10 protein-coding genes are annotated in these 17,872 nt (G+C 65.7%); 5 read left to right on the top strand and 5 right to left on the bottom strand.

Features of this window, described 5'->3' with window-relative positions; all coding sequences use genetic code 11:
• Positions 1 to 7: 7 nt before the first annotated feature.
• A complete protein-coding gene (locus RAD10_RS23835; RefSeq protein ID WP_018316955.1) occupies positions 8 to 241 on the bottom strand; it encodes a DUF6894 family protein in 234 nt (77 codons plus the stop codon).
• Between the two features lie 262 nt (positions 242 to 503).
• On the opposite strand from RAD10_RS23835, the gene RAD10_RS23830 reads away from it, so the two are divergent.
• From RAD10_RS23830 to RAD10_RS23820, 3 genes are all read left to right on the top strand, one after another.
• Positions 504 to 2,636: a PQQ-dependent sugar dehydrogenase gene (locus RAD10_RS23830; protein WP_461619467.1), complete on the top strand. Its 2,133-nt coding sequence runs from the start codon at positions 504 to 506 to the stop codon at positions 2,634 to 2,636.
• Entirely contained in the window at positions 2,587 to 3,420 is an 834-nt protein-coding gene (locus tag RAD10_RS23825) for an SMP-30/gluconolactonase/LRE family protein (RefSeq protein WP_461619466.1), read from the top strand. The genes RAD10_RS23830 and RAD10_RS23825 overlap by 50 nt, the downstream gene beginning before the upstream one ends.
• 109 nt (positions 3,421 to 3,529) lie before the next feature.
• Complete coding sequence (locus RAD10_RS23820; RefSeq protein WP_461619465.1) at positions 3,530 to 4,555, top strand: histone deacetylase family protein; 1,026 nt, start codon at positions 3,530 to 3,532, stop codon at positions 4,553 to 4,555.
• A 123-nt stretch (positions 4,556 to 4,678) separates the two neighbouring features.
• Here RAD10_RS23820 and RAD10_RS23815 read toward each other — a convergent pair whose 3' ends face one another.
• From RAD10_RS23815 to RAD10_RS23800, 4 genes are all read right to left on the bottom strand, one after another.
• Positions 4,679 to 5,659: an LLM class flavin-dependent oxidoreductase gene (locus RAD10_RS23815; protein ID WP_461619464.1), complete on the bottom strand. Its 981-nt coding sequence runs from the start codon at positions 5,657 to 5,659 to the stop codon at positions 4,679 to 4,681.
• Entirely contained in the window at positions 5,656 to 6,387 is a 732-nt protein-coding gene (locus tag RAD10_RS23810) for a 4'-phosphopantetheinyl transferase family protein (RefSeq protein WP_461619463.1), read from the bottom strand. Before RAD10_RS23810 ends, RAD10_RS23815 begins: the two co-directional genes overlap by 4 nt.
• Positions 6,388 to 6,620: 233 nt before the next feature.
• Positions 6,621 to 6,791, bottom strand: a complete 171-nt coding sequence (locus RAD10_RS23805) for a hypothetical protein (protein WP_162832248.1) — start codon at positions 6,789 to 6,791, stop codon at positions 6,621 to 6,623.
• Between the two features lie 139 nt (positions 6,792 to 6,930).
• A complete protein-coding gene (locus tag RAD10_RS23800; RefSeq protein WP_461619462.1) occupies positions 6,931 to 13,383 on the bottom strand; it encodes an amino acid adenylation domain-containing protein in 6,453 nt (2,150 codons plus the stop codon).
• 142 nt (positions 13,384 to 13,525) lie between these two features.
• On the opposite strand from RAD10_RS23800, the gene RAD10_RS23795 reads away from it, so the two are divergent.
• Both RAD10_RS23795 and RAD10_RS23790 read left to right on the top strand, forming a co-directional pair.
• A complete protein-coding gene (locus RAD10_RS23795) occupies positions 13,526 to 16,987 on the top strand; it encodes an AAA family ATPase (protein ID WP_461619461.1) in 3,462 nt (1,153 codons plus the stop codon).
• Position 16,988: 1 nt separating this feature from the next.
• Positions 16,989 to 17,783 (top strand): protein-L-isoaspartate O-methyltransferase family protein, encoded by a 795-nt coding sequence (locus tag RAD10_RS23790; RefSeq protein ID WP_461619460.1) that lies wholly within the window; start codon positions 16,989 to 16,991, stop codon positions 17,781 to 17,783.
• Positions 17,784 to 17,872: the final 89 nt, after the last annotated feature.

Here is a 17,872-nt window from a genome sequence, read left to right as displayed (position 1 = left end):
CATCACCTCAATGCGGCTTGCCGAGCATGGCGGTGAAGGGAAGATCGAACAGATCCTCGCCGTCGGAGCCGCTGACATGGATCACCCAATCGCGCCAGTCTTCAGCGCCGGGCGTCTGGATCATCGAATTCATGATCTGGGAGGCACGGTCGCGCGCCTCCGTGAGATTGGAGACGGCGGCGCCGTAGCGGTCGATCAGCGTGCCCTCGGTGTTGGAGCAGTGAAAATAGACCTGGACCATATGCGCCTCCTGGCGGGAGTACTTGGATGGCAAATCGATACCACCCGAGGCCTTCGCGAAACATTCGGGTCGAGCCCGGTAAGGGAATCTACGGATATTGGTCGGCTCAGAGGTCGTTACAGGTTTAATCACAGGCGAGTGATGTTCGGCTGGACGGCGTTCGGACGGCATGAAACAGCTTTTTCACGGGAAGTCGGGGGGAGACGCCGTGAGCTACTTCACATCCAGGCGTGGACGCCGAAGCCTGCGCGCATGTGCGGGGATGTTGGCGGTCCTGCTGGGGCTCATCTCGGCGGCGTCATCGGAGCCGCTCCGCCGCAGCGGCTATGCGATGGGCGCGGAAGCCTGCGGCAATGGCGATCTCGCTTTTCCCAGGCTCCAGATCGACATGAAGGCCGGATTTTGCGCCGGCCTCGTCGCCAGCGAAGAGGATGGCCTGAAATTCCCGCGCGCGATTGTCCAGGTGCCGGGCCGGGAGCTGTTCGTGGTGGCCGACATGGGCGGCTGGGGCCACACCGACGGACGGCTGTTGCTGCTCGATCCGCGCGCGGCCCAGGGCCAGCGGTTCAGGGAGCTTCTGGCGGGAATCGAATATCCGTTCGGCCTCGCGATCGGCCCGGACAGGAAGCTCTACGCCTCGACCGCCGAGACCATCTTCCGGTTCGACCCCCTCGCCGACAATCCGGGCGGCACGGTCGAGACCATCATCCGTCATATGCCGGGCCGCCGGATCTCGCTGACCGACGGCACTGGGATCCAGGAGAGTGCGCATCCGCTCAAGCAGTTCGTCTTCGACAGGAACGGCCGACTATTCGTCAATGTCGGCTCGCACAGCGACGATTGCATCACGTCGGCGCCGATCACAAAGCCTTGCGCGGCGGCCGAGGGCGCCTCGGCGATGGCAGCGATCTGGCTGTTCACGCCACCCACGGGTGGCGTCTTCCCGGCGCTGAAGCCCGGCGATTCCGATCCGCCGCACACCGTCTATGCGCGAGGCTTGCGCAATTCGATGGCGCTGGCGCTGCATCCGAAGTTTCCCGAGGCCGGCTACGCCTTCCTGCAGGGCGAGAACAGTCGCGACTTGCCCGACATCTTCAAGCCGAACGAGGAGATCAACGCGATCGAGCAGGGCAAGCATTATGGCTGGCCCTATTGCTACGATCTGTCGACTCCGAGCCCGGAATTCAGAAGCCTGCTGCAAGGTGGGCTCTACAAATCACTCTGCACGGCCAACGCGCTCTACAAGCCGCCGCTCTCGCTGATGCCGCCACACGGCGCGCCGCTCGCGATGCTCTATTATCACGGCAGCAAATTTCCGGAGCTGGAAGGCAAGCTGCTGGTCGGCCTCCACGGCTATCGTCCGACCGGCAGCCGTGTCCTCGTCTATGATGTCGACGATCGCGGCTTCCCCAAGCCTTCTCCCGCGCCGGTGCGCTACCACGTCAGTTGCGCCGCCGATCCGGTGCGCAGTTTTCAGACCGACGCCGGCGAGGTCGCCGCCGCGCCGTTCGACGAGCTGATTGCAGGCTGGCACCGCGTCAACGGCGCGCGGCCGCAAGGGGCGCCGGTCGGCATGACCGTCGCGGAAGATGGTGCGATCTGGCTGGTCGAGGACAAGAACCAGACGGTGATCCGCATCGATCGAGCCGCCGGTGATCCGCCGCCACCGCTGCCGTGCGACATGCGCAGCCAGGCGCTGATCGACCAGCTCGCGGCCTTCGTCGCCAGGGATGCGCAGAACAGCGCCCGGCTGACCACCCTGCGCAAGGGCCTCGTGGAGAAGCATTGCGCCGGCTGCCATTCCGATTTCGGCTTGAAGGGCGGCCAATCGGAGGCAGAGAAGGACGCGGTAGTGCTGCGCTTCATGCTTTCGCAGGACGGCTGGATCTATCCCGGCGATCCCGACGCCGGCAAGCTGCGCACGCGGCTCCGCGGTCTCGGCGCGGAGAAGCTGATGCCGCCGGGCGGCGAGAGCTTGCCGAAGACCGAGCCGGGCTACAAACGCCTGCTGGACACGGCGGATCTGCTCGTCGCGACAATGGTCCCGGGCACGCGGATGCGGATCAAGCCGGGCCCGCCGCAGCGTAAATTCTTCGGCAAAACCAGCAAGGAATGCGGCGAAATACCGGCCGGAAAGGTCGTTGTCGTGACACAAAGGAGCGCTGTAGACAAACCCGGCTTCAGCCGATTCTTCCGGCCTGCCGATCCCTATTTGAATGGCGAGTGCACCGACGGCGATGGCTATTACATCCGGCAGGAATTTCTGGTGCCTGTGCAATACCGTCCTACTCGCCGTTGCGACGGCATCCGCCCATGCGGAGACGAAGCTGTTCGAGAGCGCGCAGGTGACGCCTCCCGGCGAATACACCTTCGGCATCGAGGGCCCCGCGGCTGACCTCGACGGCAATTTGTTCGTGGTCAATCTCGGCAAGCCCGGCACCATCGGCCGGCTGCCCGCCGGCGGCACCGCGTCGGAGCCGTTCACGGCGCTGCCCGATGGCAGTGTCGGCAACGCCATCCGCTTCGACCGGAGCGGCACCATGTTCATCGCCGACTACAAGAAGCACAACATCTTCGCGATTGCGAAGGGGACGACCGAGCCGTCGCTCTGGTTTCACTCCGCCGAGATGAACCAGCCCAACGACATCACGATCGCGCGCGAGGGCACGATCTATGCGAGCGATCCGAACTGGAAGGGCCGCGAAGGCCATATCTGGCGGATTACGAAAGCCGCCGACGGCACGGTGCAGGGACAGATCATGTCGGCGCCGCGCGCGATGGGCACCACCAACGGCATCGATCTCAGCCCCGACGGCAAGACGCTTTATGTCGGCGAATCCAGCAGCGGCCAGATCTGGTCCTATGCGATCAACGGCAACGACCTCACCGGCGCAAAGCTCGTCAAGGCATTTCAGCCCGACACCGTCGACGGACTGCGCACGGACGTCATCGGCCGGCTCTATGTCGCGCGCATTCTCAAGGGCACGATTGCGCTGATGAAGCCGAACGGCGCGGTCGAACGGGAGATCGCGCTGAAGGCCAAGGAGCCGACCAACCTCGCCTTCGGTGGCAGCGACGGCAAGACCGTCTTCGTCACCCAGCGTCAGGGCGGCTTCATCGAGTCGTTTCGTACCGATCAGCCGGGTCGCGAGCACTGCCTGCAGCGCGGACGCTGCTGAGGCCAGGGCGATCTGCTTCCGCTGCAGGGCGAGACGGCATTCTTCTTGCTTGCATCTGGCTGCCGCAGCGATCAAGACGTCTGTGAGCATGCGATCACGGAGTGTTTGAGTGAAAGCCGTCCATACCGAACTGCACCGCAGCCATGATCCGCAATTCTTTCTGGTTCGCGGTGTCGTCAAGCGCACGACCGAACAGCCGGAGCGCGCCGATCGCCTTCTCAAGGGCTTGAAGGACGGCAAGCACCAGCTGGTCGAGCCGACCACATTCGGACAGGGCCCTCGCGCGCGCATTCACAGTCCGGAATATCTGTCGTTCCTGAGCGAAGCCTGGGACGCCTGGACTGCGCTTGGCGATTCCGGTCCAGAGATGATCGGCAACATCCATCCGGTACGCCACGCTGCGACCTACCCGACCCACATCGTCGGCAAGCTCGGCTGGCACACCGCCGACACCGCGGCGCCGATCGGTCCGGGCACCTGGGCTGCGGCCTGCGCCGCGACGGATGTTGCGGTCACCGCCGCGCAGATGGTGATGGATGGCGAAGATGCGACCTATGCGCTCTGCCGTCCGCCCGGTCATCACGCCTATCGCGACATGGCCGGCGGCTTCTGTTTTCTCAACAACAGCGCGATCGCCGCGGCGCATCTGCGGCAGAAGCACGAGCGCGTCGTGATCCTCGACGTCGACGTCCATCACGGCAACGGCACCCAAGGCATCTTCTACGCCCGGCCCGACGTCTACACGGTGTCGATCCACGCCGATCCCGTCGCCTACTATCCCTATGTGTGGGGCTATGCCCACGAGCGCGGCGAGGGACCCGGCCTCGGCACCAATCTCAACATCCCGCTCGCCATCGGCACCGGCGATGACGGCTACATCCAGGCGATGGACGTCGCTCGCAAGGCGATCGAGTCCTTTTCCCCCGGTGCCCTCGTGATCGCGCTCGGCCTGGACGCCTCCGAGCACGATCCGCTGCGCGGCCTCGCCGTTACGACGCCGGGCTTCCGCCGCATCGGCCAGGCCATCGCCAGGATGGGCCTGCCGACCGTGTTCGTGCAGGAGGGCGGTTATCTCTCGGATATTCTGGGCGCGAACCTGACCTCGGTGCTGGCCGGATTTGAAGAGGCGCGGTGAGGGATCTTCACCTCTCCCCGCGTTGGTCGTCATGCCCGGGCTTGTCCCGGGCATCCACGTTCCTCGCGCGTGGAGCAAAGGGTAGATGGCCGGGACAAGCCCGGGCATGACGGCGAGAGTGATCTAAAACATCCCGCTCGCCGCGAGCGCCTTGCAGACGTGCTGCATCTCGGCCTCGTCCGCGACCATGTCGAGCATAACAGTGGTCAGACCCTTGGCCGCAAAGTCCTTCAGCTTCGCGCCGATCTCCTGGTAGCTGCCGACGAGATAGGGGCAGTCGGCCTGGAACGTCAGGAACGGCAGCAGCCAATAGCCATTGTCCTGAAGTTCGCCGGTCTGTCCCTCATACAGCCGCCGCTTCCACACCGAGTCGCTATTCTCGACGGTGAGCGCGAGCAGCTCGCGATCGTCAGGGTTGTCGCGGAAACGCAGCTTCGCAGCCTGCCGCGCCTCCTCGCGTCCCTCGCGGGCGAAGATGCCGAAATTCATCCCGGGCGCGTTGAGGCCGCGATCGAGATCCGGCGGCAGCATCTGCATCTTGATGCAGCCGGTCTCCTTCGCCACGCGCTGGGCCGCCTCGGATTGCCCCGCAATCAGGAGTTCGGGCATCAGCTCCGCCGGCAGGCGCGGGCGAAGCTGCAGATGGTGGGCACGGTAGAAGCGGCCCTCGAAATTCACCGGCCGCGGGCTCGCCAGCAACTGCCGCATCAGCTCCACGAATTCGCCGAGCCTGATATAGCGGTCGGCATGCGATTGGTCGTCGCCGAGGCCCTGCAAGTCGCTGACCGCGGTCCCCGTGATCATGTTGAGATAGACCTTGCGGCCGTGGAGCTGCGCAAGGGACGAGACGAATTTCGCCGCCGTGAACGGGTGCATGTAGACCGGATTGACGGCGATGAGCGGCGAAGATCGCGTCGTCTCCGCCAGGATGTGCTGGGCCATGGCCCAGGGCTCGACGAACACGTCGTTGCCTTCGAACAGCAAAATGCCTTCGAAGCCGTTGCGGTCGGCGAACTGCGCCACCCGCATCAGCTCGCCGATATATTTCTGGGGGTCGCGGTTGCGCGAAATCGCGGGAAAGACGCGCAGCCGCGGCGGCGTCATTCAGCCGCTTCCTGGAGCGGCCAGGCATTGCGGCTGATGGGAAGGCCACCGTCCGCACGGGAGCCGTCGGCGATCGCGAGGCGATGCGAGGGCGAGGGCGAGCACAGCGAGAAGCGCCAGCCGTCGGGATCGTCGGCGATATCGGGCTTGAAGCTGATCTCGATGGCCTCGCGCGAGACCTGCATCGCGAAGGCGTCGAGCGGCAGATTGAGCCCAAAGCCCCTGGCCTTCAGATAGGCTTCCTTGAGCGTCCAATAGTCGAAGAAGCGCTCGGTCGCCGCAGGCTCCGGCAGTGCGCGCAGCGTTTCGACCTCCTCCGGCGCAAAGAAGCGAAGCGCGGTGGACAGCGGCGCCACCCGCCGCGACACGGTTTCGACGTCGACGCCGACGGACTCGTGCCTCGACACGACGCAGGCAACGCAGCCGTCGGCGTGAGACAGGCTGAAATGCAGCGCGCTCGAGGTCGCGGGCGCTGCGACAAACGGCCGCCCATAGCGGCCGGCTGCAAAGGACCAGTCGGACGGCGCGACGTTGGAGGCGATCTGCGACAGCGCCAGGCGCAGCATCGCATGCGCGAAAATATACTGCCGTCGATGCCGCTCGAACATGAAGCGATCGGCCCGGACCCGTTCGTCGACCGAGAGCAGCCGTCGGCACGCCTCGACCGCGCCCGGCGCGTCGATGGACTCGATCAGTCCGACAAAGAGTTCAATTCTGTCGTCCGCCATCAATTGGGCCTTTTGCGTCAGGCCGAGGGCAGATCCCCGGTCCCGACGGAAGAAACAACTGAGCAAGAATCAATCAAGCGGACCGCTTCTAGCGGTCCACCCGGGCGAATTCTTGTCGATTTGCAGGCCGGTTTACAGGCGCAAGCTTGTGCGAGACCCCAACTCGACACGCGAGCGGCCCATCCCCGAAAAGCGAAGCTTGAAGATTCGTTCGGCGTCCCGGCCGACGAATCTTACCTCTTCTTCTTCTTGGCTTTCTTCGAGCCGCCAAGCACCGAAAGGCTGGCGTCGACGTCCTTCAGCGCGGACTGGAGCTTCTTCTTCTCGGCACCGAGCAACTTCTGGAGGGCCTTGCGGTCCTTGTCGCTCAACGAGGTGCCCTTGGTAAATTTGATGAAACCCATAACACTCCCCAGGTTGAAAATAATCGTCCAAATCAAAACGCCGGAATAATCTTGCGCGGCGGCGCCAAATAATCAAGATGCAACTTGGTCATGCACAGCTTTGACGAGTGAACCCGTATTCGTCCGTGATGCCATCCGCTCAAGCCGCGTTGCGCGCGAGCAATCCGTCGAGCGGCGTGTTGGGCTGGGCGACGGCGGCCCCCAGCAGCGCAACGAGATCCTCCATCCACGCGCCGACCCTGCGGCCGTCGAGTAGCTCGTGCTTGTAGTTGCATGAGCCGGTGATGCCGGTCGGGCGCTCCTTGAGCATCAGCGACAGCCAGGTCTGGTCGATCGGCAGCACCGGCTGGCCTTCGCGTGCGATGTTGCCGATCGATCCTGTCGCGAGATCCGGGAGATCGAGCGGCTGGCGCAGCGGATTCTGCAGGGTGAAATAGACCTGGAGCAGCGAGGCCGGATCGATCCCCTCCCGCTCCAGATGGTCGGCCAGGATGTTGAAGGGCAGCTCCTGCCGCGCATGCGCGTCGAGCACGCTCTGGCGTACCCGCGCCAGCGCCTGCGTGAACGACAGCTCCGGCGTGATCTTGGTGCGGACGATCACCGTATTCTCGAATGGGCCGACGATTCGGTCGGTGTCCGGCTGGGCGCGATTGGCCATGGCGGTGGCGATAGAGATGTCGGTGCGACCCGTCCGGGCCAGCAGCAGGGCCTTCAGACCGGTGAGCAGGCACATGAACAGCGTGCCATTGTGCCGGCCGGCGAACGCCGTGAGCCGGCTGATCAGCTCACGATCCAGATTGACCGGATGATGCCCGGTGGACGCGCCCGGGCTTGATTCGCCGTCGAAGACAGGCACCGCGCCGCGCAAATTCTCCGTCCAGTCCGCCGCCTGCCGGCGGGCGGCGTCCGTGCCGCACCACCAGCGCTGCCAGCGTGCGACGTCCGAAAAGGCCGGAGGCGGGCTCGGCAGCGGCGCCGACGGATATCCGGCCAGCGCCGCATAGCGGCTCGACAACTCCTCGAACAGCACGCCGATCGACCAGCCATCGACAATGGCGTGATGCAGCGTCAGCAGCAGCACATGCTCGTCGTCATGGAGCCGCAACAGCCGGGCGCGGAACAGCGGCGCGCGCGTCGTGTCGATCGGCGTAGAGGTCTCCTGTTGGATCAGAAGATCGATCTTCCGGAACTCCAGCGCCTTGCGCCGCTTGTTGGCGTGGGGATGACCGTCGCCGATCGTCTCGATGGTCAGGACACGGCCGAGGGTGACGGGTGCGGCGATATGGCTGACGGGCTCCTCACCGTTCCAGCCGAACGCGGTCCGCAGCGATTCGTGCCGGCGCACGACGTCCTCGATCGCCCTTGCCAGGGCGGCCGCATCGAGCGGACCCTGTAGGCGGAAGGCGAAGGGCAGGTTGAACAGCGGCAACCCCGGGAGGTTCTGCTCGATCCGCAGCATCTGGTCCTGCGCGATCGAGAGCGTTGGTCCGCCGCTGTCGGTCAGGCTCGCTTCAGCCAGGCTTGTCACGCTTGCGACAGGCTTGCGCGGCGTCGCCGCCATGGCCTGGTCGACCCGCCGGGCAAGCGCCTCGATCGTCGGTGCCTCGAAGATGGTCTTGATTGGCAGCGACACGCCGAGCGCACGGGCGACGCGCGCCATCGTCTGGCCAGCCAGCAGCGAGTGCCCGCCGAGGTCGAAGAAATTGTCAGTGACGCCGATGCTGTCCACCTTGAGCAGGTCGATCCAGATGTCGGACAGCACCTTTTCAGTAAAGCGCCGCGCCGGCACGGGCGCGTCCGGTCCGGGCGCCTCGTGCTGCGTCGGCGCCAGCAGTGCGGACCGGTCGATCTTGCCATGGGCGTTGAGCGGTACGTGATCCAGGAACAGGAATGCGGACGGAATGGCGTGGCCCGGCAACCGGCTCTTCAGGAATTCGCGCAGCTCGCTGGCGCTGATCCGGCTGTCGGGCTTTGCGACGATATGGGCGATCAGCCTGACGTCGCCGCTCGCCTCGTGGCGCGGCTCAACGATGCCGGCCCGCACGCCCGGATGGTCGGCAAGCGCGTTCTCGATCTCCTTGAGCTCGATACGGTAGCCGCGGACCTTGACCTGATGGTCGGCGCGGCCGAGGTATTCGATCGTCCCGTCGGCACGGCGGCGGGCAAGATCGCCGGTGCGGTAAAGCCGACTGCCTGGCTGGCGCGAGAACGGATCGGGCAGGAAGCGCTGCCGGCTCTGCGCGGGATCGTTGACATAGCCGCGGCCGATGCCTGCGCCGCCGATGCAGAGCTCGCCGGTCACGCCGACCGGCTGCGGCTGGAGGTTGGCGTCGAGCACGTAGAGCTGAGTGTTCGGCAGCGGCGCGCCGACCGGAACGTTGCTGGTCGCGGTCGCCGGCGCCTTGGTCAGGCGATGCAGGGAGACGTCGTCGGAACATTCCGACGCGCCATAGGCGTTGATCAGCGGCACCTTTGGGCAGCGCGCGAACCAGGCCCGGCAGAGCTCGACGGGCAGCGGCTCGCCGGTCGAGATCAGGAGGCGCAATCTCGCAAAGGCGCGCTGGATCGGCGCCTCGTTCATCCGTTCGACGATGACGCGCAAAAGCGATGGGACGATCTCGAGCACCGTGATGCCTTCGCGCTCGATCTCCCGCGCCAGCAGGATCGGGTCCTGCACGATCGCGTCGTCGCAGACATGCACGCGCGCGCCGACCATCGGCCCCGCCAGGAACTGCCAGACCGAGATGACAAAGCTCTGCGGCGCGGACTGCGCGATCACGTCTCTGGCGGAGAGGCCGAGCTCGGCAATCAGCGAGGCCAGATGGTTCGACAGCCCGCGCTGCTCGATCATGACGCCTTTCGGCGCGCCGGAGGAGCCGGACGTATAGATGAGATAGGCGAGGCCGGAGGCTGCGCGCCGTACCGCGCGGGCCGGCTTGGTCGATCCCGAGGCGATCGCATCTTCGAGTTCGGCCACCGGGATGCGCTCGACCAGCGGTTCAAGTAACGCCCCGACCATGGGTGACCGCGCACGCGTCGTCAGCAGCATGCGGGCGCAGCTCGATCCGAGAATGGTCGTGAGCCGCGCCGGTGGAAGCTCGGGATCGAGATTGAGAAAGGCCGCGCCCGCGCGCTGCACGCCGATCATCGCGGCGAGCAGGTCGGGGCCGCGATCCGCAAGCAAGGCCACCACGCTCTCGGCACCGATCCCTTCGCGCACCAGCCAACGCGCAACCGACTGGCTGCGGCGCGCCAGCTCGCGATAGCTCAGGGAGGTGTGTCCATCCGTTACCGCGATTGCGTTCGGCGTCGTCCTGGCCTGGCGGTCGAAGCGCTCGCTCACATTGCCGCGAATGGTGAAATTGGCCGGCACGCCCCGGCCTGTTGCCAGGAATTGCCGGCGTTCGGCCTCGTTGAGGAGCGGCAGTCGCGAGATGCGCTGTTCCGGATTGGTGATGGCAGCCTTGAGCATTGTCTTGAACTGCGCGGCCATGCCGCCGATCGTCGCGGCGTCGAACAGGTCGGTGGCGTATTCGAAGAAGCCGGTGAAGCGGCCGTCGGCCTCGACCAGCTCGAGCGTGATGTCGAAGCGCGCCACTTTCGGATCGATCTCCAGCCGCCGCGTCGAGAGGCCGGGAAAGCGGGCCGCCTCGATCGAGGCGTTCTGGAGGATGAACATGATCCGGAACAGCGGATTGCCGTCACTGCGGCGTGCGATCTGCAATGCGCGCAACACCTCCTCGATCGCAAGGTCCTGGTTGCGGTAGGCATCGAGCGTGACCTGCCGGACCCGCCGCAGCATCTCGCTGAAGCTCGGGTCGCCGCCAAAATCGTTTCGCAGGATCAGGGTGTTGGCAAACAGCCCGATCAGGCGCTCGCTCTCGATCTGGTTGCGATTGGCGATCAGCGATCCCGTCGCGACGTCCTCATGCCCGGTGTGGCGGAACAGCAGGCACTGGAAGACTGCGAGCAGCGTCATAAAAGGCGTGACGCCCTGATCCTGGCTCAATGCTCGGACATCGCCCGAGAGAGCCTTGGAGAACTCGAAATAGTGGCGAGCGCCGTGACCGCTCCAGACCTCCGGCCTTGGCCGGTCGGTCCGAAGCGGCAGCGTGGTGACGCCGTCGAGATGGCCTCGCCAATAGTCGAGCTGGTCTTTGGCTGCCGGCGTCAGTGCCCAGCTCTGCTGCCAGAGCGCGAAGTCGCGATATTGAAAAGCTGGCGCGGGCAGGGCAGCCACGCTCTTCTTGTGTGCCGCGGAGTAATGGGCAGCAAGCTCCTCCCAGAACAGGCGTTGCGACCAGCCGTCGGTGACGAGGTGATGGACATTGACCACCAGCGCATGGCTCGTCTTATCGAACGACAGCAGGGTGACCTTCAGCGGCGGCTCGCGCGCAAGGTCGAACGGATATTGCGCGAGCTTGAGCGCCTCGCGCCTGATCACTGCGGCCCTCTTGTCGGCAGGACAGGGCTTGAGCTTGATCCGCTCGAACCGCGGCGGCGATTGCAGCACGAGCTGCGCCGGCTCGCCCTGCCGCTCGATGAAGACCGAGCGCAGCGCCTCGTGGCGCGCGCAGATCGCGCCAAGGCTTGCCTGAAGTGCGGCGACGTCGATCTGGCCTTTGAGCACGGCAACTTCGACGACGTTGTAATTGTAGCGGGTCGGATCGAGCCGCGAGAGGACGTACATCCGCTGCTGCTGGAACGAGAGCGGCGCGTCTGCTTCCGTCGCCTGCCGCCAGGCCGGCAGTGCCGCCCCACGCCGGCTTGCGGCGGTGTCGATCCGGGCTGCAAGCGCGGCGACCGTGGCGCAATCGAAGATGTCCTCGAACGAGAAGTCGACGTTGAAGCGTTCGCGCAGACGCGAGCGCATCTGCGTCACTGCGAGCGAGTCCGCGCCGAGCGCGAAGACGTCCTGATCGATTCCGACCTGCGGCAGCTCCAAGAGAGCAGCCCAGATCGCGGCGAGCTGGGTCTCCAGCGCGGTGCGCGGCAGCCGCGCCTCATCGCCGTTCTCCGGCTTGGCGATCAGCTCGGCCAGCACGTTGCGCTTGACCTTGCCGCTGCCGCCTTTCGGCAGAGCTGCCACGCTGCGAATCAGGCTCGGCACCTTGTAGGCTGCGAGCCGCTTTCGCGCGAACTGGCGCAGCTGATCCGAGGTCGCCTCGGCCTCCGGTCGCAGCACCACGACGGCGGCGACGTTTTCGCCAAGCTTTTCGTGCGGGACGGCGAACACGCCGGCCTCCAGCACCGCCGGATGGCTGAGCAGGACCTCTTCCACCTCCAGCGGTGAGATCTTCTGTCCGCCGCGGTTGATGACATCCTTGATGCGGCCAACGATGAAGAGATAGCCGTCAGCGTCGAGATAGCCGAGATCGCCGGTCCGGAACCAGCCGTTGCGGAAGGCGGCCTGTGTCGCCGCCTCGTCGTTGTAGTAGCCGCGGCTCATGTTTGGTCCGCGCAGCATGATCTCGCCACGCTCGCCGCTCGCAAGCTCGCGGCCCGTTTCGTTCATGATGGCGATCTCGGGGCCTGCTGCCCGCCCGACCGATCCCACCTTGCGCAGCTCGAACGGATTGGCCGCGATCTGCGAGGCCGCTTCGGTCATGCCGTAGGTCTCGAGCACGGGGACGCCGAACGTCGCCTCCAGCCCATGGAGGATCGTGGGCGCGAGCGAGGCCGAGGCCGAGCGGATCACGCGCAGCGACGACGATCGGGCGCGGTCCGGGTCGGATTCCGCCGCCGTCAGCAGCGCGCGATGGATGGTCGGCACGGCCGTGTACCAGGTCGGTTGCAGCTCCCGCATCCAGCCGAAGAAGGACAGTGCATCGAAGCCGTCGGTGCAGATCACGCTGGAGCCTGCGGCCAACGCCGTCAGCAGGCCGGAGATCAGGCCATGGGCATGAAACAGCGGCAGGACGCTGAGCAGGCGATCGTGGGATGTGAGCGACAGCACGCGGCCGGCATTGGCGGCGGACAGGCATACATTGCGATGCGTCAGCGGCACCATCTTCGGCCGCGCCGCCGTGCCCGACGTCAACAGGATGAACGCATCGTCGTCGCCGCGCGAGGCGCCGCCGGTCGCCGCCGGCCCGACCGTCGGACCGATGAATTTGCCGCCGCCCAGATCGTCTTGCGGTCCCGGCACGAAATCGATCACCGCGATATCGAGCGCCTTGGCGACGTCGCGGCTTGCGGAGTTCATGTCGGCCCGGGTGACGAGCGCGGTCAGCTTCAATTCGCTGAAATAGCGTTGCAGCTCGTCCGCCGTGAGATCGGGATTGACGGGGATGCAGGCGCCGCTTGAGGCGACCGCGATCAGCGCCAGCGCGCTGTCGGCGCCGCGCGGCAATGCAACCGCAATCCGGTCGGCAGGGGTGATGCCGAGCCGGCGCAGCGTGCGGATGAGATCCTGCGTCACCTCGCCAAGCGCGCCGTAGTTGAGGACGGGTCGACCCGGGGCGAGGAGGGCGGCTGCCGCCGGCGTCTTGCGGGCGTAGAAATCGAGAACGCCGCCGATGTGGGCGAATGTCTTCGTTTCCGCCGCCGTGCCGCTTGATTCCTCCGGGGCTGGGAGTGTGACGTCCGACAATTCCGTTCCCTTTTGATCCGGTTGAGCTATTCTTCCAAGAAGTCAGGGAACGCGTCCAGTCTGAGGTGAAGTTTTGGCCCCAAAATCTGTGGTTGAGGGGTCCTAAGCCCTTCGACGGAATTATGGTCGGGCAGAAATCACCATGCTGGAGAATGGGCCGGACACGGGAAGGGAAGGCGGGCTGAAGCGCTGGCTCGAGGGCGTCGGCCTCGGACATTACACCGATCTCTTCGCACAGCACCGTCTCGATCTCGACGTCATGGGCGACCTGACCGAATCCGATCTGGTCGAGCTCGGATTGCCACTCGGCGATCGCAAGCGGCTGCGGCGGGCGATGGCGGCGCTGTTCCAAGCGGAAACGGCCGAGGCGCCCGCGACAACGGTGCCACCAACGCGCACTGAGGTCGGCGCTGAACGGCGTCAGCTCACCACTATGTTTTGTGACATGGTGGATTCCACCTCGCTGTCCGTGCAGTTCGATCCGGAAGACGTCCGCGACATGATCGCGAGTTTCCGCGAAACCTGCGTCCGCGTGGTCAAGCATTACGAGGGCTTTGCCGCCCGTTTCGTCGGCGATGGTATCCTCGTCTATTTCGGCTATCCAACCGCGCATGAGGACGATGCCGAGCGCGCGGTGCGCGTCGGGCTCGAGATCGTGCGACTGCTATCGACCGCACGCGCGACCGAGCTGCGCGGTGGGCTCAGCCACGCACCCGCCGTCCGCATCGGGATCGCGACCGGTCTCGTGGTAGTTGGCGACCTCGTCGGACAGGGCACCGAAGAGCGCGACTCCGCGGTCGGAGAAACCGTCAATCTCGCCGCACGCCTGCAGGGCCTCGCGCCGCCCAACGGCGTGGTGATTTCCTCATCGACCCAGTCGCTGCTGAAGGGGAAGTTCGACTACCGCAATCTCGGGGTCCACGCCTTGAAGGGGATATCCGAGAAGACGCAGGCTTGGCACGTGGTGCGTGCCTCGAGGGTGGAGACCCGATTCGCCGCCGCCATGGGCACGCGACTGACGCCGCTCGTCAACCGTGAGGAGGAGATCGCGCTGTTGATGGGCCGCTGGGAGCAGGCCAAGGATGGTGACGGCCAGGTCGTGGTCAAGTTCGGCGAGCCCGGCATCGGCAAGTCGCGCATCATCCAGGAGATCTTCGAGCGGATATCGGGCGACCGGCATGGACAGGTCTCGTTCCAGTGCTCGCCCTATTACACGTCCACCGCGTTCTATCCGTTCGCCGAGCAGCTCAAATTCTCCCTTGGCCTCGACCGCGAGGATGCGTCCGCGCTGTCGCTGGCGAGCCTGGAGAGCGCGATCGCCGCCGCTCATGGCGACATCGAGCAGGTCACGCCGCTGTTTGCCGCGCTGTTGTCGATACCGACCGGCGACCGCTATCCGCGGCTCGGGCTGTCGCCGCAGCAGCAGAAGGATGCGACCGTCCAGGCGCTGGTCAATCATTTCCTCGGCCTTGCGCGCGAGATGCCGCTGGTGATCGCGTTCGAGGATCTGCATTGGATCGACCCGACCTCCCGCGAGGTGATCGACCTCCTGGTCGACCGGGTGCAGAACCGGCCGATCCTGGCCATCATCACCGCGCGGTCCGAATTCCAGCCGAGCTGGAACGCGCATTCGCACATCACGACGCTGGTGCTGAACCGCCTGAGCCGGCAGTTGCGCACCACGCTGGTGGAGCGCGTCGCCGGCAGAGAGCTGCCCAAGGAGGTCGTCGAGGAGATTATCGTCAAGACCGACGGCGTGCCGCTGTTCCTGGAGGAGCTGACCAAGACGGTCCTCGAATCCAACCTGCTGACCGAGCGGCATGGGCGCTACGTGCTGTCGGGCCCGTGGCGGCAGCTCGCGATCCCGGCAACCCTGACCGACTCGCTGATGGCGCGGCTGGACCGGATGGGGCCGTTCAAGAGGATCGCGCAGATCGGCGCCACCATCGGCCGCGAGTTTTCCTACGAGACGCTGCACGCGGTCGCCAACACGCCGGCCGAGCAGATCGAGGCCGCGCTCAATCATCTGGAGCAGGCGGGGCTGATCATGCGCCGCGGCCTTCCGCCCGACGCGCTCTATTCCTTCAAGCACGTCATGATCCAGAACGCTGCGCATGCGAGCCTGTTGCACAGCGAGCGGCGCAAGCTGCATTCGCGGATCGCCCAGGTGCTTGCCGAGATGTATCCGGAGAAGACCGAGCGCGAACCGGAGCTACTCGCTCATCACATGACCGAATCCGGCCAGAGCGAGGGCGCCGCGAGCTTCTGGCTCAAGGCCGGCAAGCAGGCGGCCAAGAGCGGTGCCAATCTGGAGGCGATCGGCCATCTGCGCCGCGGCCTCAGCGTCGTGCAGGCCAATGCGCGGATGCAGGGCGCCGACGAGATGGAGCTCGAGCTACGCATCGCGCTCGGCAATGCGCTGATCGCCGCCAAGGGCTACGCGGTCCAGGAAGTCGAGGAGAACTACATCCGCGCGCTCGAGCTCGGCCAGCAGCTCGACGACGACGAAAAGATCTTTGCCGCCACCCGCGGCCTCTGGGTCTGCCACTTCATCCGCGCCGATCTCACCCGCGCGCACGATCTCAGCGTCGAGCTGTTGAAATTCGCCAAGCGCGAGCGGCTCAACGAGCGGACGCAGCCGGCGCAGCAGACCGGCTATCTGATCGAGGCGCACCGCTCGATCGCGATGACCATGCTCTATCGCGGCCGCTTTGCCGCTTCCCAACATCATCTGCATCGCTGCATCAATCTCTACAGCCCCGATCTCCACTCCGATCTGATGGAGCGGCACGGCACCGATCCCGGCGTCGTCTCGTTGTCCTATCTCGGCTACCTCCTGTGGTTCCTCGGCCGGCCCGACGCGGCGCGCCAGCACAGCGAGCAGGCGATCGCGAATGCCGAGAAGATCCGCCATCCCTTCACGCTCGCCTTCGCGCTCGTGTTCGGTGCGTATCTCTGCCAGCATTTGCGCGACGTCGAGGGCACGCGCGACCATGCCAACCGCGCCATGATCATCGCCACCGAACATAATTTCCTGCATTGGAAGCAGCAGGCGGCGATCCTGCGCGGCTGGGCGCTGGCGCAACTCGGCGAGGCCGATGAAGGCCTCAGCCAGATGCGCTTCGGCCTCGACGAGTACGAGGCGATGGATTCCTGGCTCGCCGGCTGCTGGTTCCGCTGCCTGCTTGCGGAAGCCTACGCCAAGGTCGGGATGCGCGAGGCCGCCTTGCGCGCGCTTGACGGTGCGCTCGCGACCGCGCGGCGGACCGGCGATCACTCCTATCTCGCCGAAGTCTATCGCCTGCAAGGCGAGATCACGCTGTCGGACGGCGACCCGGCCTCGGCCCAGGAGGCCGGCGATCTGTTCGCGCTCTCGCTGGAGACCGCGCGCAAGCAGGGCGCGCTGTCCTGGGAGCTTCGCTCCGCCGTCAGCCTCGCGCGCCTGTCGCATCAGGCCGGCAGGCGCGAGCACGCGCGTCTGCTGCTCGTGCCCGTTGTCGGCAAGTTCAGCGAGGGTTTTTACACGCCGGACCTGAAGCAGGCGGTGCAGCTCGTCAACGAGCTCGGTGCGGACGCACCGGTCCGCGAACGCGCCGATCCCTGATATGCGTGACTTTGCCGCCGCGCGTGCGCGTTACGTTGAGAAGATCGCAAAGCGCGAGCGGATTGTCTCAAAGCGCCTGCTCGAAGCGCTCGCCGCCATCCCGCGCGAAGACTTTCTGTCGAGAGGGCCCTGGCGGATCAAGAGTGAAGCGGCGCGCAGCTACCGGCTGACGCCAGATGGCGATCCCGTCCATCTCTATGACAACGTGCTGGTCGCGATCGACGCGCGCCGCAAGCTGGACACCGGGCTGCCGAGCCTGTGGGCGCATTTCATCGATTTGCTCGACATCAAGGAGAAGGACCGCGTGGTCCAGATCGGCTGCGGGCTCGGCTATTTCTCTGCGGTGTTGTCGAAGCTCGTGGGGCCGAAGGGCAGGGTGATCGCCATCGAATGCGACGAGCGCCTGGCGCGCCGCGCTGCAAGTTTCCTTCAGACTTATCACAACGTCGAGGTGGTCCATGGCGACGGCTGTGAGGAGATCCGCGAACCCGCTGACGTGATCATCGTCCATGCCGGATTCCCGCATCCGCACCCGCTCTGGCTCCAAGCGCTTCGGCCGCGCGGCCGCCTGCTGGTGCCGCTGACCCAGAGGGACCGTGAAGGCGCCGCGCTCAAGATCACGCGCAAGGGCAGGGGCTTCGAAGCCGAGGCGGTGCAGCAGATCCGGATCTTCCCCGGCCACGGCCGCGGCACGACCGCGCTCGACGACCGCGTCGCCGACTGGTGGCAGCGCGCCTCGGCTCTGGCGCCGCTGCGCTTTCGCGGGATCGAGCAGGGACTGCCGTCGGATGGCTAACGCTTCGTTTCATTTTACCTTGATTGCGAATGGAAGTATCCAACGCATCCCGACGCCGCTATGAGTACGGCCTGATGGCCATTTGAGCG

The organism is Bradyrhizobium sp. 23AC (assembly GCF_054863025.1).
Note: the sequence above shows the minus strand (reverse complement) of the source record. Positions and strands in the feature narration are given on the sequence as shown.